Source organism: Geminicoccus roseus DSM 18922 (genome assembly GCF_000427665.1).
Classification (GTDB): Bacteria; Pseudomonadota; Alphaproteobacteria; order Geminicoccales; family Geminicoccaceae; genus Geminicoccus; species Geminicoccus roseus.
Genome location: NZ_KE386572.1, coordinates 5,228,188 through 5,253,722 on the forward strand (window position 1 = coordinate 5,228,188; position 25,535 = coordinate 5,253,722).

The window sequence follows — 25,535 nt, forward strand, 5'->3', positions numbered from 1 at the left end:
TTTCGACGCTGCTCCGGCCAGGATGTCGCGGCCGGAGCAGATCGAGGAAGGCCGGTCAGGCGGCCTGGGCGTAGACGAAGGTCGCCTCGCTGCGGCTCTCCTGGAGCCGGACCCGGTCGAAGGCCTCGTCGTGCAGGAACACCACGGTGCCGGTCTCGAAGCCGTTGAAGCGGGTGCGCAGCGCGTTGCTGTAAGCACCCATCTGGCCGACCTCGACCCAGTCGCCCTCGTCCATGTCGGAAGGCAGCCAGTGCGGGCCCGGCATCGAATCGATGCTGTCGCAGGTGGGCCCGAACAGGTCGTAGGACATCAGCGGCGCCTCGCTGCGCTGGCCGTCGGCGCGGATCGCGCGCAGCGGGAACTGCGGGCCGATCCATTTCAGCTCGGCCAGGTTCCCGTACACCCCGTCGTTCAGGTAGAGCGAAGCGCCGCGGCGCAGCTCGACGCGCGCGAACACCGAGGCGCCGTCGGCGACCAGGGCGCGGCCGGGCTCGCACTGCAACGGCGTGCCGGACAGGCCGTAATCCGCGACCGCCTTCTTGATGGCCGCCACGAAGTGCTCGAACGCCGGCTCGTCGCCGACATAGCGCCCGGGAAAGCCGCCGCCGACATCGATCATGTCGACCGGGCCGGTCTCGCGCACCACCTGGCCGCACAGGCCGAGCGCCCGGCGGAACGCGGTCGGGTCCAGGCACTGCGAGCCGACATGGAAGGTGATGCCCACGCTCCTGCCGAACGCGCGGCAGGCGCGCACCAGGGCCGGCGCCTCATGCACCTCGCAGCCGAACTTGCCGGTCAGGGTCAGCACGGCACCCTCGCCCGGGACTGCCAGGCGCACGAACAGGTCGAGATCCTTCGCCCGCCCGGTGACCTGGACGATCTTGGCCAGCTCCTCCTCGTGGTCGAGGACGAAGCTGCGCACGCCGTGCTCGAAGTAAGCCTCGGCAATGGCCTCGGGCGACTTCACCGGGTGCATGAAATGGCAGATCGCACCGGGAAAACGGCGGCGAATCTGGCGAACCTCACCAATCGAGGCGGTGTCGAAGTGACGGATTCCGCCCTTCCACAGTGCATCGAGAACCGGATCGGCGTCGTTGCATTTGACGGCATAGAGGACGTCGCCCGGAAAGGCGGCGATCATACGCCTGGCCGTGCGCTCGACCACGTGGGGCCGGACGCCGACAATCGGGTGAGAACTGAGGTGATGGGTGAGCAACGCCTCAGCGCTGCCGTAGCTAGTGGTCATTTCCAACCTTCCGAGAGACCGGTGGAGGTCCAGGGCTGATCAGAAAGCCGCCGCCGCGCGCGCCGCAGTGCATGGGCTTCTTTTCGTCGGGGGGTAGATAGGGACACTACCCCCCTGACGCAAGCTATAATTAGTCCCGGATTTAGATGGACTTAGGCATCTACTTCCATGTGAAGCCCGATCAAGGCCCCGATCCGCAGCGCTGGGGCGGGTTTGCCGTCATCCAGCCACACGGCGTTCTGGCCAAACAAAGGTCGGCCCGAGTCGTCCGCATGGTACCGCTTCAGGGTCCGGATCGGCTCCGGGCCGGTCCGCTCGCCGCTCTCCTGGTCGGTGGTGGGGACGATGCAGCGCTCGCAGGCGCTCGCCAGCGCCAGGCGGATGCCGTCCGCCACCGCGTAAGGATGGTCGTCCTCGGCATAGGCCGGCAGGCCGTCCACCACGATGTTCGGCCGGAACCGGTCCATCGGCAGCGCCGGGCCGCCGGCTTCCTGGAGCTGGTCGTTCAGCCGGGTGAGCGAGGCGGTGCTGGTCAGGAGGATCGGGAAGTCGTCCACGAAGCTGGTGCGGGTGCCGGGGGGCGCCCCCCTGCCCCGGCAATAGCGCTCCACCTCCGGGTCGAAGCGGACCAGGCGGACCGGGCGGCCGAGATGATCGGACAGGGCCTGGTCGGTGGCCGGATCCCCGGTCAGCGCCGGGAAGCGGTCCTTCCAGATGGTCACCTCCATCGGCGGGCCGGCCATGGCCAGGTCGACCAGGTGCCGGCTGCCGCCGAAGCGGAGCGCCAGGGCGCCGTCCTCGAACGCCGGCACCACCGTCGCCATGGCCGGCAATTCGCGCTGGCTGAGGAAGCGGCCGTCCGGGCGGACCACCAGGAAGCGGCGGTCATGCTCCAGGCCGAGCGGGCCCAGCGTCGCCTGGTCCAGGGCGATGCCGCGGCAGCCCTTGACCGGATAAACGAACAGGCCGCTGATCCGTCCTTGCAGCATCAGCCGATCCTCGTCGCAGCCAGGCGTTCCTCGTCCAGGTGAATGCCCAGGCCCGGGCTCTCGTCCAGGTTCAGGCAGGCCTGCGCATCGACCTCGATCGGCGCCACCAGGCCGTGGTCACGCCTGGCGGTGGTCCATTCCGGCGGGTCGTAGGGGAATTCCAGGGGCAGCATCGGCCCCAGGCCCGCCACCAGATGGGCGTTGGCGAGCAGGCCGATGCCGTTGCCCCAGGTATGCGGGGTGAAGGCCACGCCCATGGCGCGGGCCTCGCGGAACAGGTCGGCCAGGCCGGTGATGCCGCCGCCGCAGACCACGTCGGTCTGCAGAACGTCGACGCAGCCCTCGCGCAGCCAGGCGCGCATGCTCTCCAGGTCGCGGGCGAGCTCGCCGCCGGCGATCCGGATCGAGGTGGATTCGCGCAGGATCCGCATGCCCTGCAGGTCGGAGCGGTGCAAGGGCTCCTCCAGCCAGAACACGCCCAAGGGCTCCAGGGCGCGGGTCACCGCCAGGGCGTCCTTCAGGGTCCAGGACGGCGAGGCGTCCCAGGGCATCCGCCAGCCCTGGTTGCAGTCGACCATCAGCTCCATCCGGTCGCCGATGGCGGCGCGGATCGCCTGGATCTTGTGGATGTCCTGGCGCCAGTCGGCCTCGTGGAAGCGCACCTTCATGTGCTTGTAGCCGAGCTCGGCGAAGCGCTCGGCCTGGGCGGCCATGGCCTTGGGATCGCGCAGCGTGCCGGACGAGGCGTAGCAGGGGATCCTGCCGGAGCTGCCGCCGAGCAGGCGCCAGACCGGCTGGCCGGTGATCTTGCCGAACAGGTCCCACAGAGCGAGATCCAGGGGCCAGATCCGCCCGTAGAAGAACGACAGGTTGTCGATGATCCGCGCATGGCGGGCGAGGTCGCGGGGGTCCTGGCCGATGAACAGATGCTCGTTGCCGATCAGGCCGGGCATCGGGTCGCCGGAGCCCACCCCGACCAGGCCGTCATCGGTGGTGACCCGGACCAGGTCGACCACGAAGCGGCGGCGGGGGACGGGGTCCCAGGAGGCCGGGAAGGGTGGATCCAGGTCGATCGCGTGATGCGACAGCTCGATCTTTGCAATTTTCATTCCAGCCCCACTCCCGCCTGCTTGCCGCGTGGCCATGCCTGCGGATAGCACGGGGAAACAGTTGCGTCGGAGGGTTTCGTATGTCGGCGAGCTTCGGTCTGGAGCGGGGCACCCCGGTCATCTACGGCGAGGACCGGGCGCTGGCGGTGGCCGAGGACGTGACCGCGCTGGTGGGCTCCCAGGCCCGGGTCCTGCTGGTGGCCGACCGGGCGATCGCGATGCAGGACCGGGTGGTGCGGATGCGCGAGCGCCTGGCGATGGCCGGCCACCAGGTGACCATGTATGCCGAGATCGTGGGCGACCCGGACAGCGCCCGGATCAACGCCGCCGCGGCGGCGGCGCGCAGCCAGCGGGCGCAGCTGGTGATCGCGGTGGGCGGCGGCTCGGCGATCGACGCCGGCAAGCTCGCTGCGGTGACCGCCGCCGGGGAGGACCCGGCCGACGCCTACGGCCTGTGCGCCACGCCCCTGCCGCGTGCGACCCTGCCGATCATCGCGGTGCCGACCACCGCCGGGACCGGGGCGGAGATGACCCGCACCGCGGTGTTCACCAACAGCCACGGCCACAAGGTCTGGAGCTGGGGCGAGGAGCTGCGCCCGGCCCTGGCGGTGCTGGACCCGACCCTGTCGGTGACCCTGCCGGCCAGGCTCACCGCCTGGACCGGGCTGGACGCCCTGGTGCACGCGATCGAGGCGGCGACCAACCGGCGCGCCAACCCCCTGGTGGCGGCCCCGGCGCTGCACGCGATCCGGCTGGTCTCCCGGCATCTGGGCCCTGCGTTGGACGAGCCGGCCAACCTGGAGGCGCGCGGCGGGATGCTGGTCGCAGCCGCCCTGGCCGGCACTGCGATCGATAATGCCGGGACCGGCGCCGCCCACGCGATCGGCCATGCCATGGGCACGCTGGCCCATGTCCATCACGGCCGGGCGGTGGCGCTGGCGTTGGGCGCGGTGCTGGAGGCGAACCAGGAAGAGGCGCCGCGCGCCCATGCCGAGGTCGCCGCCGCCATGGGCGTGCTGCCCACCGACCTGGTGACCGCCTATGACCGGCTGCTGGACGAGGTCGAGATCGGCCGCGACCTGTCCGACGTGGGCCTGGGCCCCGAGCATACCGATGCGCTCTACGCGACCGCGCTGGCCCCGGAGAACCTGCCGATGCTGCAGGCGAACTGCCGGCACTTCACCGAGGAGGAGCTGCGCGAGGTGGTGAGCATGGTGCTGGCGGGCTGAGCCCGGGCTCGTTCGCGCTATTTGCCGAAGCGGCCGCCCGCCCGGGTTCGTTCGTGTAAAGCATGGGAACAGCGGCCCGGGCCGGGGCTGCCGCAGGCTCGACCGGTTCCGGGGCGGGCTGCGCCGGCTCCGGCTCGGGTTCGTTCGTGCAGATCGCGGCTGGCACCGGCTGGTTCTGGTTGGCGGGCGCGGGCCCGGCCTCCTTCGCGTCCGCCGGCTCGTCCTCCTCGTTTCGCGGCTCGGCGGTGCCGGCGCGCAGCAGCGCCAGGGCTTTCAGCGCGCGGGTGACCGCGTTCATCGCCTCGGCCTGGTAGCGCAGGATGGTGGCCAGGCTGCGCGGGCGGTGGCCCTCCTCGTGCACCAGCACGGCGGCCAGCTTCAGCGTCTCGGAAAAGCGCGAGACCGGCACCGGCAGGCACCAGTACTCGGCCTCCAGCTGGTCGGCGCGCTCGGCCCGCCACAGCGCCATGGCGATCCGGGCGCACAAGGACGCCTCCACCGGGCAGAGCGGCCGGTAGCGGTCGTAGACCGAGCGCTCCAGCTCGTGGAAGCGGTCGGTTTCCTCGAAATCGGCAAGGCACGGGTCGGTGGAGCGCATCGCCACGGTGCGGGCGTTCTGGGCGGCGCGGGCCTTGCCCTCGGGGGTGGTAGGGCCGCGGCTGCGGGCGCCGTTCTGGCGGGAGGCTTGGGCCTGGGCGAGGCTGCGGGGCATGGGGCGGGATCCCTGCGTGGTGGGCGGCATGTCGGGCGCAAGGTACCAAGATAAGGAATATTTGCCTAGCAGCTTCCAGAGCAAGGAACGGCCGGCGTCAGGCGCCGGGTCCGGCCGGATCCCCGCGATCGCCCGGCAGCCACTTCTGCATCACCACGCGCGGCACCTCCTCGAACCCGAGATGCCGGTAGAATCCGACCACCTGCATGTTGGTCTCGCGCACCAGCAGCATGACCTTCGGAACGCCCCTGCCCTTCAGCCAGTGCTCCGCGGCTTCGACCATCGACCGGCCGACGCCCTGGCCGCGGTGCCCGGGATTGGCGGCAAGGTAGTAGATCCAGCCGCGATGGCCGTCATGGCCGACCATGACGCTGCCGACGACCATCCGGTCCGCCCCGAGCCCGACCAGGACGTCGGAGCCGGCCTTCGCGCGGGCGAAGCGGAAGTCCCCGGATGGATCGTTGTAGCTCGTCACCAGGCCGCAGGCCCGCCACAACGCGATGACGTGCGGCTCGTCCGCCGCGGTGGCGGGGCGGACGGTCAGGCCGGGCGGCGGGGTCGATTCCTGTGGTTCGTCGGTCATTGCGGGCCTCGAAGGCAAGTTCCCGCAGCAGCGGGGGGCGGCTCAATGACCCCGCGCGGCACCGCCTGCCAAGCCCCGCCTGCATCTAGGCGAGCACATCCGCCGAGATCGAGGTGATGCCGAACAGGGTGACTCCGAAGACGATGGGCGGGATCTCGACACCCGCTTCGATGGCGATCTCCAGCTTCAGCGACGGGCGCGTCGCCCCTTCGAAGGTGGCGTCCACCAGCGACGCAAGGTCGTCCTGCTCCGTGAGCAGGTCATCGCCATTGCTGTCCAGCGGGTTGAGGAAATCCACGGCCACAATCTTGAAGCCACCTACCGCATCGACGATCAGGGCGTGCCCGCCACTGCCGTTCACGAAATCATACGTGTCCATGCCGGGACCTCCCACCAGGACGGGGGCATCCTCTGGATTGTCGGCCCGGCTCACCAGCGTGTCGTCGCCCGCCCCACCATAGAGAACGCCGGGGCCGAGGCTGCCGCCGGACAGCCTATCGTTGCCGTCGCCGCCACGACCGACGCCGTTGTTGCCGACAGAAATCAGATCGTCGCCCGCATCGCCGAACAGCGTGCTGACTTCTTCCTTGAGACTGTCGAGAAAAGACCGGCTGTCCAGGCGGTCGTTCCCCTGACCACCGCGCAGCACGCCGAAGCCGTTCAGCGTGTCGTTGCCATCGCCGCCGAGGAACAGGTTGTCGCCGACGAAATCGAAGATCACGTCATCGCCGACGCGGCCCGAGAGCACATCATCGCCTTCCAGGCCCTGGAGCCGGTCGTCGCCCGCCCCGCCGTCCAGGATGTCGTCGCCGGTATGCCCGACCAGGAGGTCGTTCCCGGCGCCGCCGGACAGACGATCCGCCCCGGCGCCGCCCAGGAGCGTGTCGTCGCCGGCACCGCCATACAGGAAGTCGTCGGCGGCGTTGCCGCCGATCGTGTCGTCGCCGAGGCCGCCGGAACGGCGGCTGTCGTTGATCGTGCCGGTCACCGCGGCCATGGGTTCTTGCTCCATCCGCGCAGCCTTACGGGCTGCCGGATCATGTTCGCGAACGGTCGGGCCGAGCCTGCCACGAAGGGCGCAGCCGGTCGCCACGAACATGACTGGACGTTAACGTTTCTTCAACCCTGTCACACCGATCGGAATGTGGTTCCCGCCCGATCCGCCGGGGGTCAGCCACCACCCAGCGATGGCTGATGCCGACGAAAGCGAGTTCGGCGACCTCGACGACGATGCCGGCGAAGGCGGGCTGTTCGACGTCTGAGCGTTCAGGCCGACCCCCGCCGGCTCGTGAACGGACAGATCGAGGCGGAGCGTGCCATGCGCAATCCGCCTCGGCGATCCAGGCCGCGGCATGCTGCATCGCGGCCGCGGGCGAGCATGCGCGACCGGTAGCGGCCTGGTCCGGCCCGCCTCCCGCTCAGGCGTCCTTCAGCCACCAGCTGTCCGGCCGGTAGATGCCGAAATGGGCGCCGGGCTCCCAGTTGTAGATGCCCTCGGCCGGCAGGTTCATCAGGTTCGGCCGGGCCACCACCGGCTGCATCACCCCGGCCACCAGGCCGATGTTCCAGACATTCTCGGCATGGTTCTTCAGGATCGCATGCCAGATCGTCGCCTGGGCCTGCCCGTCCTCGGCGAAGCGCCAGTCGTCGAAAAGTTTCATCAGCGCCTGCGCCTCCGGCATGTCCGGCGCCTCGCCCGCCATGCCCTTGGTTTCCCGGTACTGGCCCCATTTCGGCCACTGCGCCTGGTCCTGGGCGGCCGGCACGAACTCGAGCGGCGGATAGTCCGGCTGCGGGATGCCGTTCTCGATCCCGTACCAGATCGTCATCAGCGCCTCGCCGGAGAAGATCCGGTTGCGCAGCACGTCGCGCTGCGACGGCTTCACGTCGATGCCGAAGCCGACCTCCTTCCAGGTGGTGGCGACCAGCTCCAGGACGTCGCTCTGCTCGCTGTCCTCGCCGGCGGTCTCCACCACCAGGCGCAGGTCGCGGCCGTCTGGCAGCCGGCGCAGCCCGCCCGCGCCCATCTCGAGGCCCAGCTCGTCCATCAGCGCGCTGGCGGCTTCCGGGTCGAAGCGGGTGTTGGCGGTGCCGATCTCGTCGGTCCAAAGCGGGCTCTGCGGCAGGATCGTGTTGTTGCAGGGCGTGGCGAGGCCGAAATAAAGGAACTGGTTGATCAGCTCCCGGTCGATCGAGATCGCCAGCGCCCGGCGGAAGCGCACGTCGCGGAACAGGCTGCGCCAGACATCGTCGGCGGCGTTCAGGTTGGGGAACAGCGCCAGATGCGCGCCCTTGGCCTGCTTCCACAGATGGGTGACCAGCCCACTGCGCTCCTCGCTCTCCTTGAGGAAGGTGTAGTCCTTGAAGAACAGGCCGCGCGCCTGCATGTCGGTCTCGCCGCCGCCGGCCTTGATCGGGATCAGCTTGCTGTCGACCACCTCCAGCACGATCCGGTCCAGATAGGGCAGCTGCACGCCGTTGGCGTCGACCCGGTGGAAATAGGGGTTGCGCTCGGCCACGAACCGCTCGGACGGCGGCTCGGTCACCAGCACCCAGGGCTGCACGTCCGGCATGTCCGGATTGTCGATCTTGCTGATCCGGTCCTGGCGGCCGAACAGGTCGGCCCAGTCCCGCGACTTGGTCGCCGCGATCCGCTTCTGCAGGTCCTCCGCCGAGGCGTATTTCTCGTGGAACGACTTCAGGTAGTGGGCCGGCCGGTACAGATAGATCGGCGCCGCCGCGGCCAGGGCCGGCAGGAAGAACGGGTTCGGGTTCTTCCAGGCGTAGCGGACGGTGAGCTCGTCCGGGAAGGTCACCTCGGGCGGCTCGCCGTCGACCAGCATCTGCACTTCCGGGCCGGTCGGCATCAGCTTGGGCTCGTTGGCGACGTCCTCCCAGTAGAAGCGGAAGTCCTCCGAGGTGAAGGGGTGGCCGTCCGACCATTTGTGGCCGCGGCGCAGGTGGAAGGTGAAGATCCGGCCTTCCTCGACCTCGTAGCTCTTCAGGATGTCGGCCACGAACTGGTAGTCCAGATCGTAGCCGACCAGCCTGGCATAGCCGTAGACCGTGAGCATCCGGGTGTCCTTGGCCCGGCCGATCAGGCTGCGCATCTCGCCGCCGCGCTTGCCGAGCTCGGCCAGCCCCTCCAGGACCCGCGGCTCGTCGGGCGGGGCCCCGGCCGCCTGGGCCGGCGAGCGGCGCGGCAGGACAACGGCCCCTGCGGCGGCCAGCGCCGCGGTCTCGACGAAGGTCCGGCGTGTCAGCATGGCGCGGTGGGCTCCCCTGGCTCTTGCGTCTGATCGTTCGACCTGCCCGCCCCTTCAGGCGGGCGCATGGCTTTCCGACAACATACGGACATAATGGTCCGGTTCCACCTCGATCAGCCGGGTGGGCTTATCGCCGATGGTGAACGGCGCCTTCCAATGGTCGGGGCGGCCGTTGCCGGCGGCCATCAGGTGGTCCAGGTCCAGGGGCCGGTCCGGGTCCGGCTCCGGCACCGCCGCCAGGAGGTTCCGGGTGTAGGGATGGCGGGGGTTGGCGAACAGCTGGTCGGTGGGGGCGATCTCCACGATCCGCCCGCCGCTCATCACCGCGATCCGGTCGGCGATGTAGCGCACCACGGCAAGATCATGGGCGACGAACAGATAGGTCAGGTCCAGGGCCTTCTGCAGGTCGCGCAGGAGGTTGAGGACCTGGGCCTGCACCGAGACGTCCAGGGCCGAGACCGGCTCGTCGCAGAGCAGGATGTCCGGCTCCAGCGCCAGGGCGCGGGCGATGCCGATCCGCTGGCGCTGGCCGCCGGAAAAGCTGTGCGGGTAGCGGCGCAGGTGGCGGCTGCCGTCCAGCCCGACCGCCTCCAGCAGCTGGCGGGCGCGGGTCTCGCGCTCCTTGGCGTTGCCGATGCCGTGGATCAGCAAGGGCTCGGCCACGATGTCCAGCACGGTCATGCGCGGGTCGAGCGAGCTGTAGGGGTCCTGGAACACGTACTGGATGCGCCGGCGGAACGCGCGCAGCGCCGAGGCGTCCAGATGGGCCACGTCGATCGGCCCGTCGGGACCGTGGAACAGGATCCGGCCGCTGTCCGGGGTCAGGCCGCGCATGATCATCTTGCTGACCGTGGTCTTGCCCGACCCGCTCTCGCCGACCAGGGCGAAGCTCTCGCCCTTGGCGATGGTGAAGCTGATGTCGTCGGCGGCGACGATCTCCAGCCAGGAACCGGAGAACGGCCCGCCCTTGCGCGCCATGAAGCGCTTGTTCAGCCCCTGCACCTCCAGGAGCGTCTCGCCCCGGGCCGGGCCCGGCTCCGGCACCGGCCGGTGCACCGCCTGGGCATGCTCGACATTGATGGCGCGCAGGCCCTTCAAACGGACCGAGCGGTCGGTGGTCAGGCTGGGCACCGCGCCGATCAGGCCCTGCAGGTAGGGATGCTGCGGGTCGGTGAGCAGCTCGCGGGCGGGACCGCGCTCGACCACCTTGCCGCGATAGAGCACCACCACCTCGTCGGCGATGTTGGCGACCACGCCCAGATCGTGGGTGATGAACAGGATCGACATGCCGAGCGTCGCCTGCAGGTCCTTGAGCAGCTTGAGGACCTGGGCCTGCACGGTGACGTCCAGCGCGGTGGTCGGCTCGTCGGCGATCACCAGTTCCGGGCGGCACACCAGCGCCATGGCGATCACCGCGCGCTGGCGCAGGCCGCCGGACAGCTCGAACGGGTAGGCGGAGTAGGCGCGGTCGGCGTCGGGAAAGCCGACCAGCTTCAGCATCTCCTTGGTGCGCGCCTTGGCCTCGCTGTCGCTCAGCCCCTCGTGCAGGGTCAGCACCTCGTCGATCTGGTTGCCGATCCGGTGCAGGGGCGAGAGCGAGCTCATCGGCTCCTGGAAGATCATCGAGATGTGCTGGCCGCGCAGCCGGCGGCGCAGGCCGCCCTCCTGGTCGAGCGGCGCCAGGTCGACCACCTTGCCCTCGTGCAGGAAGTTCACCGCGCCCCGCTCGATCCGGGCGTTGCCCGGCAGGATCCCCAGCACCGCCTGGGAGATCACGGTCTTGCCAGACCCGCTCTCGCCGACCAGGGCCACGGTCTTGTGCTGCGGGACGACGAAGGACGCGCCGCGCACGGCCTCGACCTTGCCCTCGTCGGCCGCGAAGCTCACCACCAGATCGTCGACTTCGAGCAGTGGGGTAGTCAACCTGACGCCTGCCTGGAAAAGAGACCGGCGGCCGTTTCGAACCGGACGCCCGGGCGATCTTGGAGGAGACCGATCGCGCGGTCGAGGGCAAGGAAGCCCTCGGCACCGGTCACGCCGTGATGGGTGAGCAGGCCGATGGGCCCAGGCCCTGCCCGCTCGGCGAGCTGCGCCAGGATCGCTTCCGCGTCCAGGTGGCGCTTGCCGTCCTGCCAGCGCACCGTGTCGACATGGGTGTCGACCAGGCGGAGATCCGGCACGTCCGGCGCCGGTTTGCGCCCGGCAAAGGTGGAGAGGCCGACAAAGCCCAAAGACGGCAGGCGGGCGCGCAGCTTCGGCTCGATCCGGTTCCAGGGCGGCACCATCACCGGATGAAAACGCTCGCCGAAGATCCCCGCCAGCCGTTCCCGCGCCCGGACCAGGGCTTCGTCCTGGTCGAGCCGGTCGACCAGCTCGCATTTGCGCCCATCGGCGCTGCGATGGTCCTGGTGGGCCAGGCCGTGCTGGACCACGGCGGCGCCGGGGCAGGCCAGGATCCGCTCGATCGTGGCCGGCTCCAGCTGCTCAGGGATCACCGCCAGCACCAGCGGCACGCGGTGGCGCCTGGCGATCCCGAGCAGCCGGTCGAGCCTGGGATCGTCGGCCGCCGCGTCGTCGTCCCGCCACCAGAGGTTCAAGCGATCAGTCCTTCGATGACCCGGGCGCTGGTTTCCGCCCCGTCGAAGGCGAAGCTGCGGCCGATCCTGGTGTCCTGCTCGGTGGCGCGGTCGATGGCGGCGGCCAGCCGCTCCGGGGCAAGCTCGGCCGATTCCAGCAGCACCGCCCGGCCGAGCTCCGAAAGGCGCGCCGCCCGCCGGCGCTGCTCGGTCTCGCCGTCCTCGGCGAACGGCACCAGCACCATGGGCGCCTCGCCCATCAGGGCCTCGGCGACCGTGTTGTAGCCGGCCTGCGAGACAGACACGCGACAGTTGGCCAGCCGATCGGGCAGGTCGCCCACATGGGTCTCGACCCGCCCGTTTTCGCCCAGCATGGCCTGCAGCCGGTCGCGGTCCGCCGAGCCGAGCGCGGCGCCGCCCACCAGCTGCCAGGGCTCGTCCGCCAGCCGGCTGAACCGGCGCGCGGCCGCGGCCGCCGCCAACAGCCGCCCGCCGACCCGCCCGCCCCCGGCCGAGACCAGGATGCCGGTCCGCCGCGCCTTGGGCGCGGTCGCCTGGTCCAGCACGAAGCCGGTATGCACCACCCGCTCGCCCAGTTCGCTGGCATGGGGGAAGGTCGCGCCGAGCGGCAGGAAATCCTGGTCGCCATGCACCAGGACCCGGTCGTAATGCTCCAGCACCAGGTCGCGCATGGCGAGCGCCCGGGCCGGGTCGCGCTTCTCGGCCAGCACGTCGCGCACCGAGCAGACCACCCGGCCGCCCCGGCCGCGCACCGCCCGGATCACCGGCAAAAGCTCGTGGCGGAAGGCGCGCCGGCCGAACGGGAACAGCTCGGTCACCAGCACCGCCGGGCGCAGATCCGCGGCCAGCCCGGCCAGATGCGCGGCGCGGCGCTGGCGGGCCGGCTCGTCCCAGGGCCGGTCCTGGCGGTCGCGCAGGTCGGAAAAGTTGGCCCCGGCATGGACCGGGTCGAGCTGCACGAAGGCCACGCCGTCTGGCAGCGCGAACCTCGCGGGCGGGCCGCCGCTGGCCAGCGTGGTCGGGATGTTGCGCGCCGCCAGGGCGCGGGCCAGGCCCAAGGCGCGGCGCAGATGGCCGGTCCCCAAGAGATGCTGGGTCCAGATCAGGACGGTCATGGCGAGGAGAGCGGCACCGGGCGGACCGTGCCGGCCTCGATCAGGATCGCGTCGGAATGGGCGAAGGCCACCGGGGACGGCTCCTGCATCGCCCAGCCGGTGCGCACCGCCAGCGCCGCCAGCATCAGGCCGCGATGGCTGACCAGGATCGCCTCGCCGACCAGATGCGGCGCCACCCGGATGGCGGCCTCGCGATAGGATTCGCCGCCGGGCGCCCGAAAATCCAGGCCCAGCGCCTCGCGGCGCGCCACCTCGGCCGGGTCGTCCAGGCGCAGGGAGCGCAATGACCGGCCTTCCCAGCCGCCCCAGTCCAGCTCCACCAGCTCCGGCAGCACGGCACCCTCCAGCCCCAGGATCTCGGCGGTCTGCCGGGCGCGGGCCAGCGGGCTGGTGCGGACCGGCCAGGCCTGGAAGCGGGCCGGCAGCCGCCAGGAGCGCACCAGGCGCGCCCCTTCCGGCGAGAGCGGGATGTCCGCCCTGCCCTGCAGGCGCCGGTCCCGGTTCCATGCGGTCGGGCCGTGGCGGATCAGCAGAAGGCTCACCGCTCGCCGGTTTCCTCGCGGCGCACCCGCCTTGCTGCGGCCAGGCCAAGCGCGGTGTCCAGCGCATGGGCGGCGGCGGCGTCGCTGTGGACCCGCTCCACATGGCGGATGCCGGCCTGGCCCATGATCGAGCGGCGTTCCGGCTCGTCCAGCAGGATCATCATGCTGTTGGCGAACGCCACCGCGTCGCCGCCGGTGGCGAGCAGGCCGGTGCGGCGGTGCAGGACCACGTCGGACACCCCGGTGCCCCGCCCGGCCACCACCGGCAGCCCGGCGGCCTGCGCCTCCAGGAACACCATGCCGTAGGCCTCGTTCAGGGCGGGCCAGACGAACATGTCGGAAGCGGCATAGATCGGCGGGAGGCGATCCTCGGGCATGGCGCCCAGGAAACGGACCCGGTCGGCGCCCAGCGACGCGAACGCACTGCGCACCAAGGGCCCGGCCGGACCGTCGCCCACCACCAGGAGCTGCCAGGGCCAGGCGGTCATCCGGGACAGGGCGTCGGCCAGCTGCAGGTAGGAAGCGCGCTTGGCCTCGTCGTCGCGCATCATCGCCACCGTGAGCAGCCAGACCGCCGAGGGGTCCAGGCCGTGCGCCGCGGCCAGCTGGGTGCGGTGGGCGAAGCGCTGGCTGTTGGCCTGGCGGTAGGGGGTGGTGTCCAAAAACGGCGGCAGGCGCTGGATGACGCCCTTGATGCGCGAGCCCGCACCCTGCAGACCACGCACGTCGACCTTGGTCATCGGCAGGAGCAGGTCGGCACGCGACAAGGCGCGGATCGAGCCGGCATGGCCCACCGCCCAGCCGCCCTCGCGGCGACGCCGGGCGAACGACGGCTCGGCCACCACGTAGGGGATGCCCAGCCGCTCGGACACGGTCGGGCCCAGCAGGTCCGGAGCCTTGTGGTAGCAGTGATAGGTGAACCAGAGGTCCGGCACCCAGTCGCGCGACAGCCGGTCGGCCAGGCGCTGCGACAGGCTGGCGGCGGTGTGGGCCAGGCGCAGCTGGTGGAGCTGGTCGCCATCGCGGTCGTAGCTGCGCAGCCGGCAGGCGACCCGCACCTCGTGGCCAAGGCGTTCCAGCACGCGGATGAAGCCACGGCTCATGCGCCGGTCGCCGGAAGGCACCGGATGGTCTGGGGGCTTCATCGGCGCGTAGAACGCGATCTTCAACTTGGTTTCCTTCGGCGTTCCCTCAAGGGGGCCTGTTAGCGCTGTGGTTTCCCCGTGCCAGCGCGTCGTCCACCAGCGCCGCAATACGCGCGATCCCACGGCCCGAGTCAAACCCGATGGCCACCTTGGCGTGCGCCTCGCGTGCGAATTCGCCGCGGCGGGCGGGGTCCTGCAACAGCTGGGCCATGGCGGCCGCCAGCGCCGCCGCGTCGTCGGGCGGCACCAGCCGGCCGCTCTCCCCGTCCGTCACCAGTTCGCCCACCGAGGCGGCGTCGGTGGAGACGATCGGCAGGCCGGAGGCCGCCGCCTCGACCACCACGTTCGGCAGCCCGTCCTTGTCGCCGTCCTCGGCGACCCGCACCGGCAAAACGAACAGGTCGGCCTGGCGGTAGGCCGGCCGCACGGTCTCGGCCGGCTGCGGGCCCAGCCAGGCGATCCGCCCGGCCAGGCCCAGCTCCGCCGCGCGCGAGCGCAGGCGCTCCAGGAGCGGCCCGCCGCCGATATGGTCCAGGCGCCAGTGCAGGCCGTCCGGCAGCAGCGCCAGCGCGTCCAGAAGGAGGAACAGCCCCTTCTTCGGCACCGCCCGGGCGATGCACAGGATCCGCACCGGGTCGGCCGGATCATGGCCGTCGCGGGCCGGTCGGTGCGCCGGCGCCTGGAAGCGGGCCCGGTCGACGCCGTGATGGATCAGGTGCACCCGCCCGGGGGGAGCCAGATCCTGGAGGTGGACAGCGCCGATCCGGGTGCAGGTCGCGCAGAACGCGGCGCCCGCCAGCTTCTCGGCCTTCTCCCAGGCCGGCGTGGTCCAGATGTCCTTGGCATGGGCGGAGATCGCGAAGGGCAGCTCGTGCATCAGGGCGGCATAGCGCGCCACCGAGGCAGGCGTGTGAAGGAAATGGGCGTAGAGCAGCTCGGTGTCCGGCTCCAGCTCGGCGGCCAGCACGCAGGCCTGGCCGAACCGGCGCACCCGGTTCTCGCCAGGATCGCGGCGATGGTCGGCCAGCCAGGTGGCGAACGCCCGGGGATAGCCCGGGAGCGCCGTGGCGGCGCGGCGGCCGGCGGCGACCCGCTCCGGCTCGTCCTCCAGATATTCCGGCAGGTAGCGCACGGGTGCGCGCACCGCCCGGTGCAGGTCGTGCACCGCGAGGTCGGTCGGGTGGCGCAGCGAGACGATGGCCAGGTCATAACCCAGCCGCTCCAGGCCCAGCAGTTCCTGGGCGACGAAGGTTTCCGACAGGCGGGGCCAGCCCTTGAGGACGACAGCGATCTTCGGCAGGGCGGACCTCGGCGGGAAACGGCGGGAACAGGATGGCCGGAGCCGGTGGGCGGGCCGGGCTGGCGGTCAGGCGCGGCGGCGGGCCGGCAGGGTGCTGACCACCGGGTCGCGCTGCAGCCAGGGGCGCACGTACTCGGTGATGTGCGGCAGCCCGTCCAGCATCCCGGCGACCTGGCGGGGATCGGCGGCAGGCCAGCTTGCGATGTCGTGCAGCTGGGCGGCCATCACCCTGGGATCGCGCTCGCCGTCGTCGGGCAGCATCCGCAACAGGCCGAGCTCGGCGGCGCGCTCGGCGCGGATCGCCTGCTCCAGGCGCGGAGTGGTGCGCGGCACGATCAGGGCCGGCTTGCCGAAGGAAAGGATCTCGCAGAACGTGTTGTAGCCGCCCATCGCCACCACCCCCAGCGCCCGGTCGAACAGGGGCTCGGTGCGCGCGGCGAAGGTCAGCAGGGTGAGCTTGGGCAGGTGCTGGGCGCGCTCCAGGAACGCCGCGCGGGTCTCGCGATGCATGAACGGGCCCATCAGCACCACGGCCGGGTGCGGCAGGTCCGGATCGGTCTCATAAGCCTGCAGCACCCAGTCGATCAGCTCCTCGCCGTCGCCGCCGCCGCCGGTGGTGACCAGGACATAAGGCTGGTCGGGCAGCTCGATGGCGGGCTCCAGCCCGGCGGTCTCGGAGACGTGGCGGCGCAGATATCCGGTGAAGCGGGTCTTGGCGGCGAGGCTGGCGGCGCCCGGGATCTGCGCCAGCGGGTCGCCCATCTCCTTGGTGCCGTACACCCAGATCTCGTCGTAGAGCCGCTTCAGGGCCGGGGCGACGTTCTTGCGCCGCCACTCCTCCTCCAGGGTGGCCGGGTCGTCCATCACGTCGCGCAGGCCCAGCACCAGCCTCGTGCCGCGGTCTTTGAGCAGGCGCAGGGTCGGCTCGACCTCGCCGCGCAGGCCGAGCGGCTCCTTGTCGACCAGGAACACGTGCGGGTCGAAGATCTCGGCGGCGTGCTCGATGATCGAGCGGCGGATCTCCAGGGTCTTCTCGATGTCGATATGCAGGCCCAGCGGGGTGTAGTCGCCGTTGCGCAGCTTGATCACGCCCGGCACCCGGACGAAGTCGACCCGGGTCTTGAAGTCGAAGCTGCCGATGATCGGCGAGCCGGACAGGATCAGGACCGACAGGTCCTTGAACTGCTCCACCAGATGGTGGGCGATCGTGCGGCAGCGACGCAGATGGCCCAGGCCGAAACTGTCGTGGCTGTAGATCAGCAGACGGGCATGGTCATTCATGAGGCGTCGATCCATGGGCGGCCCGGCGCGGAAGATGGCAGATTTCGGCGCTGGCCGATACCGGCAGGCAGCCAGGGCGGCGCCAGCCATCCGCCAGCATGGCGCGGCAATGGCGACAGGACGATGACCGGGCGGGCCGGCGCACGGGCATGGGAGCCGGCCGCTGCCCCCTGCCCGCTTCCATGCCGGCCGGTCACATGAACGGGTGGCTCGGCAGGTCGAAGGGCGTGAACAGGAAGCGGCGGAACACTTCCAGGTAGCCGCCGTCATAGACGTAGTGGCCGTTCTCCCGGCGCAGGAGGGACCGGTGCTGCCGGTAGTAGCGGGGGATCGCGTACCAGGGCAGGTCCGGGCGCTTGTGGTGGACGTAGTGCAGGTTGTTGTTGAGGAACAGGAAGCTCATCAGCGGCCCGGCCTCGACCAGGGCGGTGCGCTCCTCCGGGGTCTCGTGGGCGATGTGCTCGCAATAGGAGCGCACCAGGCTGAGCGACGTGCCGGGCAGGACGAACAGCAAAAGATACTGCCAGGCCGGCAGGCCGCACACCAGGGTGACCCAGGCCAAGACCAGCACCACGGCCGGGACATGGCAGGCCCAGGCCCAAAGGTTGCGGCGGTCGCCGGCCAGCAGCGCGCGGGCCTCGTGCCAGAAGAACTGCGCCACGATCAGGAACGGGCCGATCGTGAGCCGGCCGAACAGGGTCTGGTTGAACACCAGGACCCGGCGCCACCAGGCCGGCAGGGTCGCCCAGCGCTCGGCCGGGACATAGTAGCTTTCCGGGTCGCGGTAGGGGTCGGTCAGGTGGTGCAGCTTGCGGTGGTGGGCCAGGTGGGAGGCCCGGTAGACCGGGTAGGGCAGCCACAGGCTGAGCGGCGGGAACACCGGCACGTGGTTGAGCCAGCGGCGGGTCGACATCAGCTCGTGCAGCGCCTCGTGCTGCAGGGAGCCGTACAGGGCCAGGGTGAAGGCGGCGGCCGGGAGCAGGAGCCACCAGGGGATCGCGGTGGCGAACCAGGTGAGCGCCAGCCAGCTGCACCAGACCGCGGCCAGGCTGACCCAGGTCACCCAACCTTCCGAACGAATAAGTTCGGTCTTGATCAACCGGGAAGAAGGTTCCGGCTGAACGACATTCTCCATGGGCAGACCTTTTTACAAAAACCTGCCTGTTCTACCGAGCTTTGCGTCGCGATTGAAGGGTTTCGTTAAGAGGTTGGGCGCTAATCTGGGCGCGTTGACAGGGATCATGGAACGGATACGTTTCGGCGGGGACGATTCGGGTCCGTGATCCGAACCAGCGCAGACTATAATACGGGGGATCTCATGGCCGATCGTGAGAACAGGATTCATCCGTTCATTCCCAAGCTGGTCGACCAGTATGAACGGCGGCGGGTGGATCGCCGCGAGTTCCTGCGGACCTCGACCCTTCTGGGTCTCTCGGCGGCCACCGCCTACGGCATTGTCGGCCGGATCGACGGCCCGGGCTTCATTCCCCAGGCGCGCGCGCAGAACGGCACCCCCAAGAAGGGCGGGATCGCCCGGGTCTCGATCCGGGTGCCGGACCTGTCGACCCCCCACACCTTCTCCTGGGTGTACGACAGCAACTCGGTGCGGCAGTGCAACGACTACCTGACCCGCACCGGCGTCGACAACATCACGGTGCCGTGGCTCCTGGAGAACTGGGAGGCCTCGGACGACCTGAAGACCTGGACCCTGCGCCTGCGCCAGGACGTCACCTGGTCGAACGGCGAGAAGTTCGTGGCCGACCACGCGATCTGGAACCTCCAGCACATGCTGGACCCGGCCACCGGCTCCTCGGTGCTGGGCCTGTTCAGCGGCTTTCTGGTCGAGGACAAGGACACCGGCCAGAAGGACGCCGACGGCAACCCGGTGATGACCACCGAGTACTGGGACGCCAGCGCCATCGAGAAGAAGGACGACTTCACCATCGTCCTGAACGGCAAGGGCCCGCAGATGGCGGTGCCGGAGAACCTGTTCCACTACCCGGCGCTGATGCTCTGGCCGGAGGATGACGGCAAGTGGGGCGTGGGCTCGCCCGGCACCGGGCCGTTCGACTGCGCCGAGCTCGAGATCGGCAAGCGCGCGGTGTTCAGGGCGCGCGAGAACTACTGGGGCGAGGGCCCCTATCTGGACGAGCTGCATTTCATCGACCATGGCGACGACGCGTCGGCCCAGGTCGCCGCTTTGGCCTCCAAGCAGGCCGACGGCATGTACGAGGCCTCGGTGACCCAGTACGAGGTCCTCAAGCAGATGCCGCACCTGGAGCTCTACCAGGCGACCTCGGCGCAGACCGGGGTGGCGCGCGTCCATCCCAAGAAGCCGTTCGACGACGCCAGGGTGCGCAAGGCGCTGCGCCTGGCGGTCGACACGCCCAAGCTGTTGCAGCTGGCCCATCTCAACATCGGCGCGCCCGGCGAGCACCACCACGTGGCGCCGATCCATCCCGAATACGCCGATATCGGCCTGATGCAGCAGGACATCGAGGCGGCCAAGCAGCTGCTGGCCGATGCCGGCTACCCGGACGGGATCGAGGCCGAGATCTCCTGCAAGCAGGACCCGGCCTGGGAGTTGATCGCGGTGCAGGCGATGGCGGAGATGTGGAAGCAGGCCGGCATCAACGTGACCATCAACGTGATGCCGTCCTCGGCCTACTGGGACAACTGGACCAAGGTGCCGTTCGGCTTCACCGCCTGGACCCACCGGCCGCTGGGGGTGATGGTGCTGGGCCTGGCCTATCGTTCGGGCGTGCCGTGGAACGAGTCGAACTGGTCGAACCCGAAGTTCGACGAGCTGCTCTCCAAGGCGGAAGGCATCCTGGACGTCGAGGAGCGCCGCCAGGCGATGGTGCCGATCGAGGAGCTGATGCTGGAGGAAGGCCCGGCGGTGATCCCGCTGTGGCGCGGCATGTTCACCTTCTGGGACAAGAAGATCGGCGGGTTCCGCCAGCACCCGACCAGCTACATCTTCGGCGAGGAACTCTACCTCAACGAGGCGTGAGCCCGTTTCGGAGGGGGTGGCCGGACAGCCCGGCCGCCCCCGGCCGCCCTGGCGGGCCCGCCGCTTCCTGCCGCGCCCGCCAGCCTGTTCCTCCTGAAGATGGCCACCGACGATGACGAGCTTCGTCCTGCGCCGCATCGCCCAGATGGCCTTCACCATCGTCGTCGCGTCGTTTCTGATCTTCGCGGTGTCGGAATGGTCGCCCGGCAGCGTCGCCCGCAAGATGCTGGGCCCCTACGCCACCGCCCAGCAGGTCGAGATGCTGAACCAGGAGCTGGGCCTGGATCGCCCGGTGCTGGTCCGCTACGTCGAATGGGCCGGCAACGTCCTGCAGGGCGATCTCGGCTACTCGACCCTGTACAAGCAGCCGGTGGCGCCGATCTTCGTCGACCGCCTGCAGAACACCGCGATGCTGGCGGCGATCGCGTTCGCGATCATCGTGCCCGTCTCGATCCTGTTCGGGGTGCTGGCTGGGATGCGGGAAAGTTCCGCCGCCGACCGGACGATCTCGGTGGGGGCGATCATCTGCACCTCCCTGCCCGAATTCGCGCTGGGCGCTTTCCTGTCCTCGATCTTCGTGATCTGGCTGGGCATCCTGCCCGGGACCTCGACCATGGATCCCGGCAGCGGCTGGAGCATCGCCAGCCAGCTGGTGCTGCCGGTGATGGTGATGGTGCTCTATGACGCCGGCTACGTGATCCGGATGGTGCGCGCCTCGATGATCGAGGTGATGCTGGCGCCCTATATCCGCACCGCGATCCTCAAGGGGCTGAGCTTCCCCGACGTGATCCGCAAGCACGCGCTGCGCAACGCGCTGATCGCGCCCTTCACCGTGATCCTGCTGCAGATCAACTACCTGATCACCGGGGTGGTGGTGGTGGAGGCAGTGTTCGCCTATCCGGGCTTCGGCCGGATGATGCTGGAGGCGGCGCTGAACAAGGACGTGGCGCTGATCGAGGCGGGCGCGCTGGTGGCGGTCGCCATCGCGGTGACCACCCAGGTGGCCGGCGACATCGGCTACATGCTCCTCAACCCGCGCATCCGGATCGCATGATGGCGACGATCCCCGAAGACATCGAGGTCCGCGCACCGGCCAAGCCGCCGGGCCTGTTCGGCAAGATCCTGGAGGTCCGCCATTCCTGGGTGGCGGTGGTCGGCCTGCTGCTGGTGAGCTTCTGGGTGGCGGTGGCGCTGCTGGCCCCCTATCTGCCGCTCTACGACCCCAACGCCCAGGACTTCATGGCGCTGGCCAACCCCTATCCCGGCGGCGCGCACCTGCTCGGCACCGACATGCTCGGCCGGGACATGCTGAGCCGGGTGATGTGGGGCGCGCGCACCGTGCTGGTGGTGGCGCCGATCGCGGTGGTGACCGCCTACCTGATCGGCTGCACCATGGGGGTGGTGGCCGGCTATTTCGGCGGCTGGACCGACATCGTGTTCTCGCGGATCGCCGACATCGTGCTGAGCTTTCCGGTGATCATCCTCTATCTGATCATCATCGCCCTGTTCGGCGCCTCGGCGGTCAACATCGTGATCGCGGTGACCTTCACCGCCGCCCCGCAGATCATGCGCATCGTCCGCGGCCTGACCCTGGACATCAAGAACCGCGAATACGTCACCGCGGCGCAGATCCGCGGCGAGAGCGCCATCTACATCATGGCGGTGGAGATCCTGCCCAACGCGCGCGGCCCGCTGATCGTCGATGCCTGCCTGCGCATGGGCTACACCATCATCGCGATCGGGGTGCTGGGCTTCCTGGGCCTGGGGCTGCCGCCGCCCGACCCGGACTGGGGCGGGATGGTGAAGGACAATTACGGCCTGATGTCGGTCTACCCGCACATGGCGCTGATCCCGGCCGCCGCGATCTCGTCCTTGGTGATCGGCTTCAACCTGCTGGCGGACGGGCTGCGCGAACTGGCCCTGAAGGACTGACCCCGCGGCTGGCCGGGCGCGGCCGGGCCGGCCGCGGCTCCCTGCCGGAATGGCGGTCCGCCGCCTTCCGGGCGCCCGGTCGCTGCCACGAACCGCTCTCCGGCCGCTCCCCGGCTCCGGCCCGCCGCACAGGGCCCAAGGCTGGAGCCGCGCCGCGGTCGCCGGACCTGTCGCCGCCCGGAAATGCGGCCGGCAAGCGCCAACGCCGGCTCCCAGCCCCCCGGGTGACCGGCTCCTAGAGCATCGGCCGACCTGATTGAATCGTCGGGGATCCCCCTGAGGCGCTGGTTCTGATTCACGATGTCCGCCGGGCTGGAGGCCGGCATGGATGTCCAAGGCGCTCTCCGTCGATCTTCGTGAGCGTGTTGAAGGCAGTGGCTGAGGGCGCAAGCCACCGAGCGGCAGCGTCGCGATCTGGCGTCCGCGCCGCGAGCGTGATCCGGTGGCGCGCGCTGGAGCGGACGCAGGGCGATCCGCGGCCAGGTCCGCCCGGCGGTGATCGCCGCTTCGCCCGCGTCGAGGCGCAGGGTGGCTGATCCGAGGACTGCTGGAGGCAACGCCCGATATCACCGCGGAGGAACCGCGCGCGGCGCTGACCCAAGCGCGGCCGCGGCTTTGGTTGCGGCACCCTGCAGCGGTTCTTCCGCCGTCACGGGCTGACACGCAAAATAGGAGCGGGCACGCTACCGAGCAGGACCGTCCCGATGTCCTGGAGCGCCGGCAGGCGTGGTTCGACGGCCGGATCGACCTTGATCCCGAGCGGCTGGTGTTCATCGATGGTCGAGCGCCAGCGGCGATCGACGGGGCCAAGACGAACATGGCCCGCACGCACGGAGGTTGCCCCCGCGGCGAGCGCCTGCGCATGGGCGTCCCCCACGGGCACTGGAAGACGACCACTTTGGGGGGGGGGCGCCCCGACCACGCGCGGGATGATCGCGCCCGTCGTCCTGAACGGCGCGATCCATCGCGATGCCTTCGAGACCTACGTCGAAAAGGTTTTCGTTCCCGAACTGCAACGTGGCGGCATCGTCATCATGGACAACCTGTCCAGCCACAAGGGACCAACGACGCGCGCGCTGATCGAGGCCGCAGGGGCGAGCTTGCCGTTCCTTTCGCCCTACAGCCCCGACTTCAACCCATGATCCGGCAGGAGCCGGATCATCCGCCCCCTGAAAGGGCCCGGTCCAGCAGGACCGGGAGGCGAGAACGCCTTCGCCAGGCACAAGGCCATGCTGCGAAAGGCGGCCGGGCGCACCGTTGAGGGCCTCTGAACTGGCCATCGGCCGCATCGCCGACGCCTGCAACCCCGCAGAGTGGGCCAACCACTTCAGTGCATGCGGATACGATGCAGACTGATGGGATTCCGCTCTAGCGCCGGCAAACGGCGCGCGGCTGTTCGGGTACGCCAGCGGAACAAGCCTCCACCCCGCGGCGCTCGTGCCGAACCCTGGCCGACGGTTGAGCCGGTCGGGCAGCGTTCGATCAGCCCGCCCAGTGGCCAGCCGAGGGTCCAGCCAGCGCGTCCAGGCTTCCGGGTCAGACCACCGGCGATCGGCCGGCAGCGCCGGTCATCTGGTGGGTGCAACCCGAGAGAATGCCAGCGGATCGGGCATCCGGTCCGCTGCGCAGCGCCCGTGCAGGACTTTGGCCATCGATCAAGCCGTTCGGGCAGCTTCGGGTCCGCCAGCTAGGTGTACGGTCCCGGAGTGTCGTGGTGTGTTATTCCGTGAGCAGGAGAACGCGCTATGGCAGCAGGTCTTCACGGTTCAGCCCGCACGACGCCGCGAGTTCGAGCCGAACTCCTAGCGTCGCAAGAAGCGACCCGTGCCCTCGCCACCCGCTATGGGTTGAACCCCAAAACGGTCGCCAAATGGCGCCGACGCAGGTCCACGGTCGATGCGCCCATGGAGCCGAGCCGGCCACGCAGCTCTGTCCTGACCGAGGCCGAGGAGGCCATCGTCGTCGAGTTCCGTCGACACACCCTCCTGCCACTCGATGACGTCCTGGGCTGCCTGCGCGAGACGATCCCGACGCTCTCTCGGAGTGCTCTGCACCGCTGTCTGCAGCGGCCTGTCAGCTGCGCTGACATCCCTCCGGGGGATCGGGCCTTGGCCCGATGGTATCTCCCGCGTGCCGAAGGACGAGGGGAAAGCCTCCAAGCGCAGGCGGTTTGCCGAGACGAAGATCGGCTACGTCCATATCGACGTCTGCGAGCTGCGCCTGGCCCAGGGAAAGCTGTTCATGTTCCTGGCCATCAGCCGCCAGCAGGCGGCTGATCCGTCTCCTGCAAGGAACCGGTCCAGCAGGACCGGGAGGCGACCGCGTGTCAAAGTTCGTCCATGTCGCCTTGTTGGATGCCAACACGAAGGCCAACGGTGCCGCGTTCCGCCGTGAGGTCGTCGCCGCATTCCCCTACCGCCTGCACACCGTGCTCACCGACAACGGCATGGCCTTTGCCGACCAGACCTGTGAACCGCGGCCGTTACCCTGAGATCGAGGCCTTCTTCGGCGGGCATATCTTCGACCGCGTGTGCGACGAGCACGGCATCCAACATCGCCTCACCAAGCCCTACCACCCCTGGACGAATGGTCAGGCTGAACGGATGAACCGGACGGTAAAAGACGCCACCATCAAGGCCTTCCATTACCCAGACCTCGAGGCCTTGAAGGCTCACGTCCTAGCGTTCGTGCGCGCCTACAACTTCGCCAAGCACCTCAAGGCCTTGCGCTGGAAGACACCCTTCCAGGCCATCTGCGGCGCCTGGAATGACGACCCGACCGCCTTCAAAATCGACCCGCACCACCTCATCCCGGGACCGTACAGCCAGGCGCATGGCCAAGGCCCCAGGCGGCACGGCCTGGCTTTTGGGCCGAACCATCAGCGACTGGATCGCTGCGCTGGTCATCGGCGCGCGGCTACCTGAGCAACGCAACCGGACAAGACCTGCACTCCATCGCGCGGCCCGCAAGGAATGTCGGCCACCCGGCGAGCCCGTCGGTCAGCGTCCGGTCGGCCGGCGGGCGGCCCGCCAGGGTCCTGCCAGCACAGCCCGGCTGCCGGACCAGGCCACCAGCGATCGGCTTGCTGCGCCATCAACAGCGTATGACCATCCGGGGACGCAACCGGAACAGACCTGCCCTCCACCCCGCAGCGCCCGTGACGAACATCGGCCAACGCGGCGCCCCCTCCTGCCAGCGCGGCCCGGCAGCCGGGCTGCAGCACCGCTGATCGGCCCGTAGAGTGGGGGCGACGGCGTGCGACTGCCCGGGGACGCTGTCCGAACGGGCCTGCGCTCCACCCGGTGGCGCTCGGGCGGAACGTTGGCCACCCGCCGGGATGCTCGGGCAGCGGCCGGTCCGCCAGTGCGGTGGTTCGGCAGCCGGGCTGCAGCACCGCTGATCGGCCCGCAGCGTGGGGTGACGGCGTGCGACTGTCCGGGGACGCTGTCGGAACGGGCCTGCGCTCCATCCGGTGG

Annotated in this window: 19 protein-coding genes and 2 pseudogenes; 6 read left to right on the forward strand and 15 right to left on the reverse strand. The window is 70.0% G+C overall.

Features of this window, described 5'->3' with window-relative positions:
* Positions 1-55: 55 nt before the first annotated feature.
* From GEMRO_RS31890 to GEMRO_RS0125560, 3 genes are all read right to left on the reverse strand, one after another.
* A complete protein-coding gene (locus GEMRO_RS31890) occupies positions 56-1,246 on the reverse strand; it encodes a type III PLP-dependent enzyme (protein ID WP_169728450.1) in 1,191 nt (396 codons plus the stop codon).
* Between the two features lie 152 nt (positions 1,247-1,398).
* Positions 1,399-2,235 (reverse strand): MOSC domain-containing protein, encoded by an 837-nt coding sequence (locus GEMRO_RS0125555; protein WP_027136278.1) that lies wholly within the window; start codon positions 2,233-2,235, stop codon positions 1,399-1,401.
* Positions 2,235-3,344, reverse strand: a complete 1,110-nt coding sequence (locus GEMRO_RS0125560; RefSeq protein ID WP_027136279.1) for a mandelate racemase/muconate lactonizing enzyme family protein — start codon at positions 3,342-3,344, stop codon at positions 2,235-2,237. The genes GEMRO_RS0125555 and GEMRO_RS0125560 overlap by 1 nt, the downstream gene beginning before the upstream one ends.
* Positions 3,345-3,424: 80 nt before the next feature.
* Here GEMRO_RS0125560 and GEMRO_RS31895 point away from each other — a divergent pair, with 80 nt between their 5' ends.
* Positions 3,425-4,573: an iron-containing alcohol dehydrogenase gene (locus GEMRO_RS31895; protein ID WP_051329482.1), complete on the forward strand. Its 1,149-nt coding sequence runs from the start codon at positions 3,425-3,427 to the stop codon at positions 4,571-4,573.
* Here GEMRO_RS31895 and GEMRO_RS0125570 read toward each other — a convergent pair.
* The 12 genes from GEMRO_RS0125570 to GEMRO_RS0125630 all read right to left on the reverse strand — a co-directional run bounded on the left by GEMRO_RS0125570 (position 4,524) and on the right by GEMRO_RS0125630 (position 18,177).
* Entirely contained in the window at positions 4,524-5,285 is a 762-nt protein-coding gene (locus GEMRO_RS0125570; protein ID WP_027136280.1) for a hypothetical protein, read from the reverse strand. The genes GEMRO_RS31895 and GEMRO_RS0125570 overlap by 50 nt on opposite strands.
* Positions 5,286-5,382: 97 nt before the next feature.
* Positions 5,383-5,868 carry a GNAT family acetyltransferase gene (locus GEMRO_RS0125575; RefSeq protein WP_084507616.1) on the reverse strand — a complete coding sequence of 162 codons (486 nt, stop codon included), beginning with the start codon at positions 5,866-5,868 and terminating at the stop codon, positions 5,383-5,385.
* A gap of 85 nt (positions 5,869-5,953) precedes the next feature.
* Positions 5,954-6,865: a calcium-binding protein gene (locus tag GEMRO_RS33075; RefSeq protein ID WP_051329483.1), complete on the reverse strand. Its 912-nt coding sequence runs from the start codon at positions 6,863-6,865 to the stop codon at positions 5,954-5,956.
* A 421-nt stretch (positions 6,866-7,286) separates the two neighbouring features.
* Positions 7,287-9,134, reverse strand: a complete 1,848-nt coding sequence (locus tag GEMRO_RS31905; protein ID WP_051329484.1) for an ABC transporter substrate-binding protein — start codon at positions 9,132-9,134, stop codon at positions 7,287-7,289.
* 54 nt (positions 9,135-9,188) lie between these two features.
* The gene (locus tag GEMRO_RS0125595) at positions 9,189-11,057 is read right to left on the reverse strand and encodes an ABC transporter ATP-binding protein (protein ID WP_027136282.1); all 1,869 of its coding nucleotides are present in this window, start codon (positions 11,055-11,057) and stop codon (positions 9,189-9,191) included.
* Positions 11,054-11,731: a polysaccharide deacetylase family protein gene (locus GEMRO_RS35535; protein ID WP_051329485.1), complete on the reverse strand. Its 678-nt coding sequence runs from the start codon at positions 11,729-11,731 to the stop codon at positions 11,054-11,056. The genes GEMRO_RS0125595 and GEMRO_RS35535 overlap by 4 nt, the downstream gene beginning before the upstream one ends.
* Positions 11,728-12,846 carry a glycosyltransferase family protein gene (locus GEMRO_RS0125605; protein ID WP_027136283.1) on the reverse strand — a complete coding sequence of 373 codons (1,119 nt, stop codon included), beginning with the start codon at positions 12,844-12,846 and terminating at the stop codon, positions 11,728-11,730. The genes GEMRO_RS35535 and GEMRO_RS0125605 overlap by 4 nt, the downstream gene beginning before the upstream one ends.
* Entirely contained in the window at positions 12,843-13,388 is a 546-nt protein-coding gene (locus tag GEMRO_RS0125610) for a histidine phosphatase family protein (RefSeq protein WP_027136284.1), read from the reverse strand. The genes GEMRO_RS0125605 and GEMRO_RS0125610 overlap by 4 nt, the downstream gene beginning before the upstream one ends.
* Positions 13,385-14,557 carry a glycosyltransferase family 4 protein gene (locus tag GEMRO_RS0125615; protein WP_027136285.1) on the reverse strand — a complete coding sequence of 391 codons (1,173 nt, stop codon included), beginning with the start codon at positions 14,555-14,557 and terminating at the stop codon, positions 13,385-13,387. Before GEMRO_RS0125615 ends, GEMRO_RS0125610 begins: the two co-directional genes overlap by 4 nt.
* A 22-nt stretch (positions 14,558-14,579) precedes the next feature.
* Positions 14,580-15,833 carry a glycosyltransferase gene (locus GEMRO_RS31915; protein ID WP_051329486.1) on the reverse strand — a complete coding sequence of 418 codons (1,254 nt, stop codon included), beginning with the start codon at positions 15,831-15,833 and terminating at the stop codon, positions 14,580-14,582.
* Between the two features lie 66 nt (positions 15,834-15,899).
* Positions 15,900-17,114 (reverse strand): glycosyltransferase family protein, encoded by a 1,215-nt coding sequence (locus GEMRO_RS31920; protein ID WP_084507622.1) that lies wholly within the window; start codon positions 17,112-17,114, stop codon positions 15,900-15,902.
* A gap of 193 nt (positions 17,115-17,307) precedes the next feature.
* A complete protein-coding gene (locus GEMRO_RS0125630; RefSeq protein ID WP_027136286.1) occupies positions 17,308-18,177 on the reverse strand; it encodes a fatty acid desaturase in 870 nt (289 codons plus the stop codon).
* A gap of 255 nt (positions 18,178-18,432) precedes the next feature.
* On the opposite strand from GEMRO_RS0125630, the gene GEMRO_RS0125635 reads away from it, so the two are divergent.
* From GEMRO_RS0125635 to GEMRO_RS33080, 5 genes and pseudogenes are all read left to right on the forward strand, one after another.
* The gene (locus GEMRO_RS0125635; RefSeq protein WP_027136287.1) at positions 18,433-20,127 is read left to right on the forward strand and encodes an ABC transporter substrate-binding protein; all 1,695 of its coding nucleotides are present in this window, start codon (positions 18,433-18,435) and stop codon (positions 20,125-20,127) included.
* A gap of 112 nt (positions 20,128-20,239) precedes the next feature.
* A complete protein-coding gene (locus tag GEMRO_RS0125640) occupies positions 20,240-21,181 on the forward strand; it encodes an ABC transporter permease (protein WP_027136288.1) in 942 nt (313 codons plus the stop codon).
* Positions 21,178-22,059, forward strand: a complete 882-nt coding sequence (locus GEMRO_RS0125645) for an ABC transporter permease (protein WP_084507625.1) — start codon at positions 21,178-21,180, stop codon at positions 22,057-22,059. The genes GEMRO_RS0125640 and GEMRO_RS0125645 overlap by 4 nt, the downstream gene beginning before the upstream one ends.
* Before the next feature lie 328 nt (positions 22,060-22,387).
* Positions 22,388-23,415: pseudogene (locus GEMRO_RS33770) on the forward strand (IS630 family transposase).
* 389 nt (positions 23,416-23,804) lie between these two features.
* Positions 23,805-24,884 (forward strand): annotated as a pseudogene (locus GEMRO_RS33080) (IS481 family transposase); the annotation flags it as partial.
* Between the last annotated feature and the right edge of the window lie 651 nt (positions 24,885-25,535).

Excerpts from the sequence above, each read along its gene's own strand:
- GEMRO_RS31890 (WP_169728450.1), bottom strand. The coding sequence starts at position 1,246 with ATGACCACTAGCTACGGCAGCGCTGAGGCGTTGCTCACCCATCACCTC.
- GEMRO_RS0125555 (WP_027136278.1), bottom strand. The coding sequence starts at position 2,235 with ATGCTGCAAGGACGGATCAGCGGCCTGTTCGTTTATCCGGTCAAGGGC.
- GEMRO_RS0125560 (WP_027136279.1), bottom strand. The coding sequence starts at position 3,344 with ATGAAAATTGCAAAGATCGAGCTGTCGCATCACGCGATCGACCTGGAT.
- GEMRO_RS31895 (WP_051329482.1), top strand. The coding sequence starts at position 3,425 with ATGTCGGCGAGCTTCGGTCTGGAGCGGGGCACCCCGGTCATCTACGGC.
- GEMRO_RS0125570 (WP_027136280.1), bottom strand. The coding sequence starts at position 5,285 with ATGCCCCGCAGCCTCGCCCAGGCCCAAGCCTCCCGCCAGAACGGCGCC.
- GEMRO_RS0125575 (WP_084507616.1), bottom strand. The coding sequence starts at position 5,868 with ATGACCGACGAACCACAGGAATCGACCCCGCCGCCCGGCCTGACCGTC.
- GEMRO_RS33075 (WP_051329483.1), bottom strand. The coding sequence starts at position 6,865 with ATGGCCGCGGTGACCGGCACGATCAACGACAGCCGCCGTTCCGGCGGC.
- GEMRO_RS31905 (WP_051329484.1), bottom strand. The coding sequence starts at position 9,134 with ATGCTGACACGCCGGACCTTCGTCGAGACCGCGGCGCTGGCCGCCGCA.
- GEMRO_RS0125605 (WP_027136283.1), bottom strand. The coding sequence starts at position 12,846 with ATGACCGTCCTGATCTGGACCCAGCATCTCTTGGGGACCGGCCATCTG.
- GEMRO_RS31920 (WP_084507622.1), bottom strand. The coding sequence starts at position 17,114 with ATGAATGACCATGCCCGTCTGCTGATCTACAGCCACGACAGTTTCGGC.
- GEMRO_RS0125635 (WP_027136287.1), top strand. The coding sequence starts at position 18,433 with ATGGCCGATCGTGAGAACAGGATTCATCCGTTCATTCCCAAGCTGGTC.
- GEMRO_RS0125640 (WP_027136288.1), top strand. The coding sequence starts at position 20,240 with ATGACGAGCTTCGTCCTGCGCCGCATCGCCCAGATGGCCTTCACCATC.
- GEMRO_RS0125645 (WP_084507625.1), top strand. The coding sequence starts at position 21,178 with ATGATGGCGACGATCCCCGAAGACATCGAGGTCCGCGCACCGGCCAAG.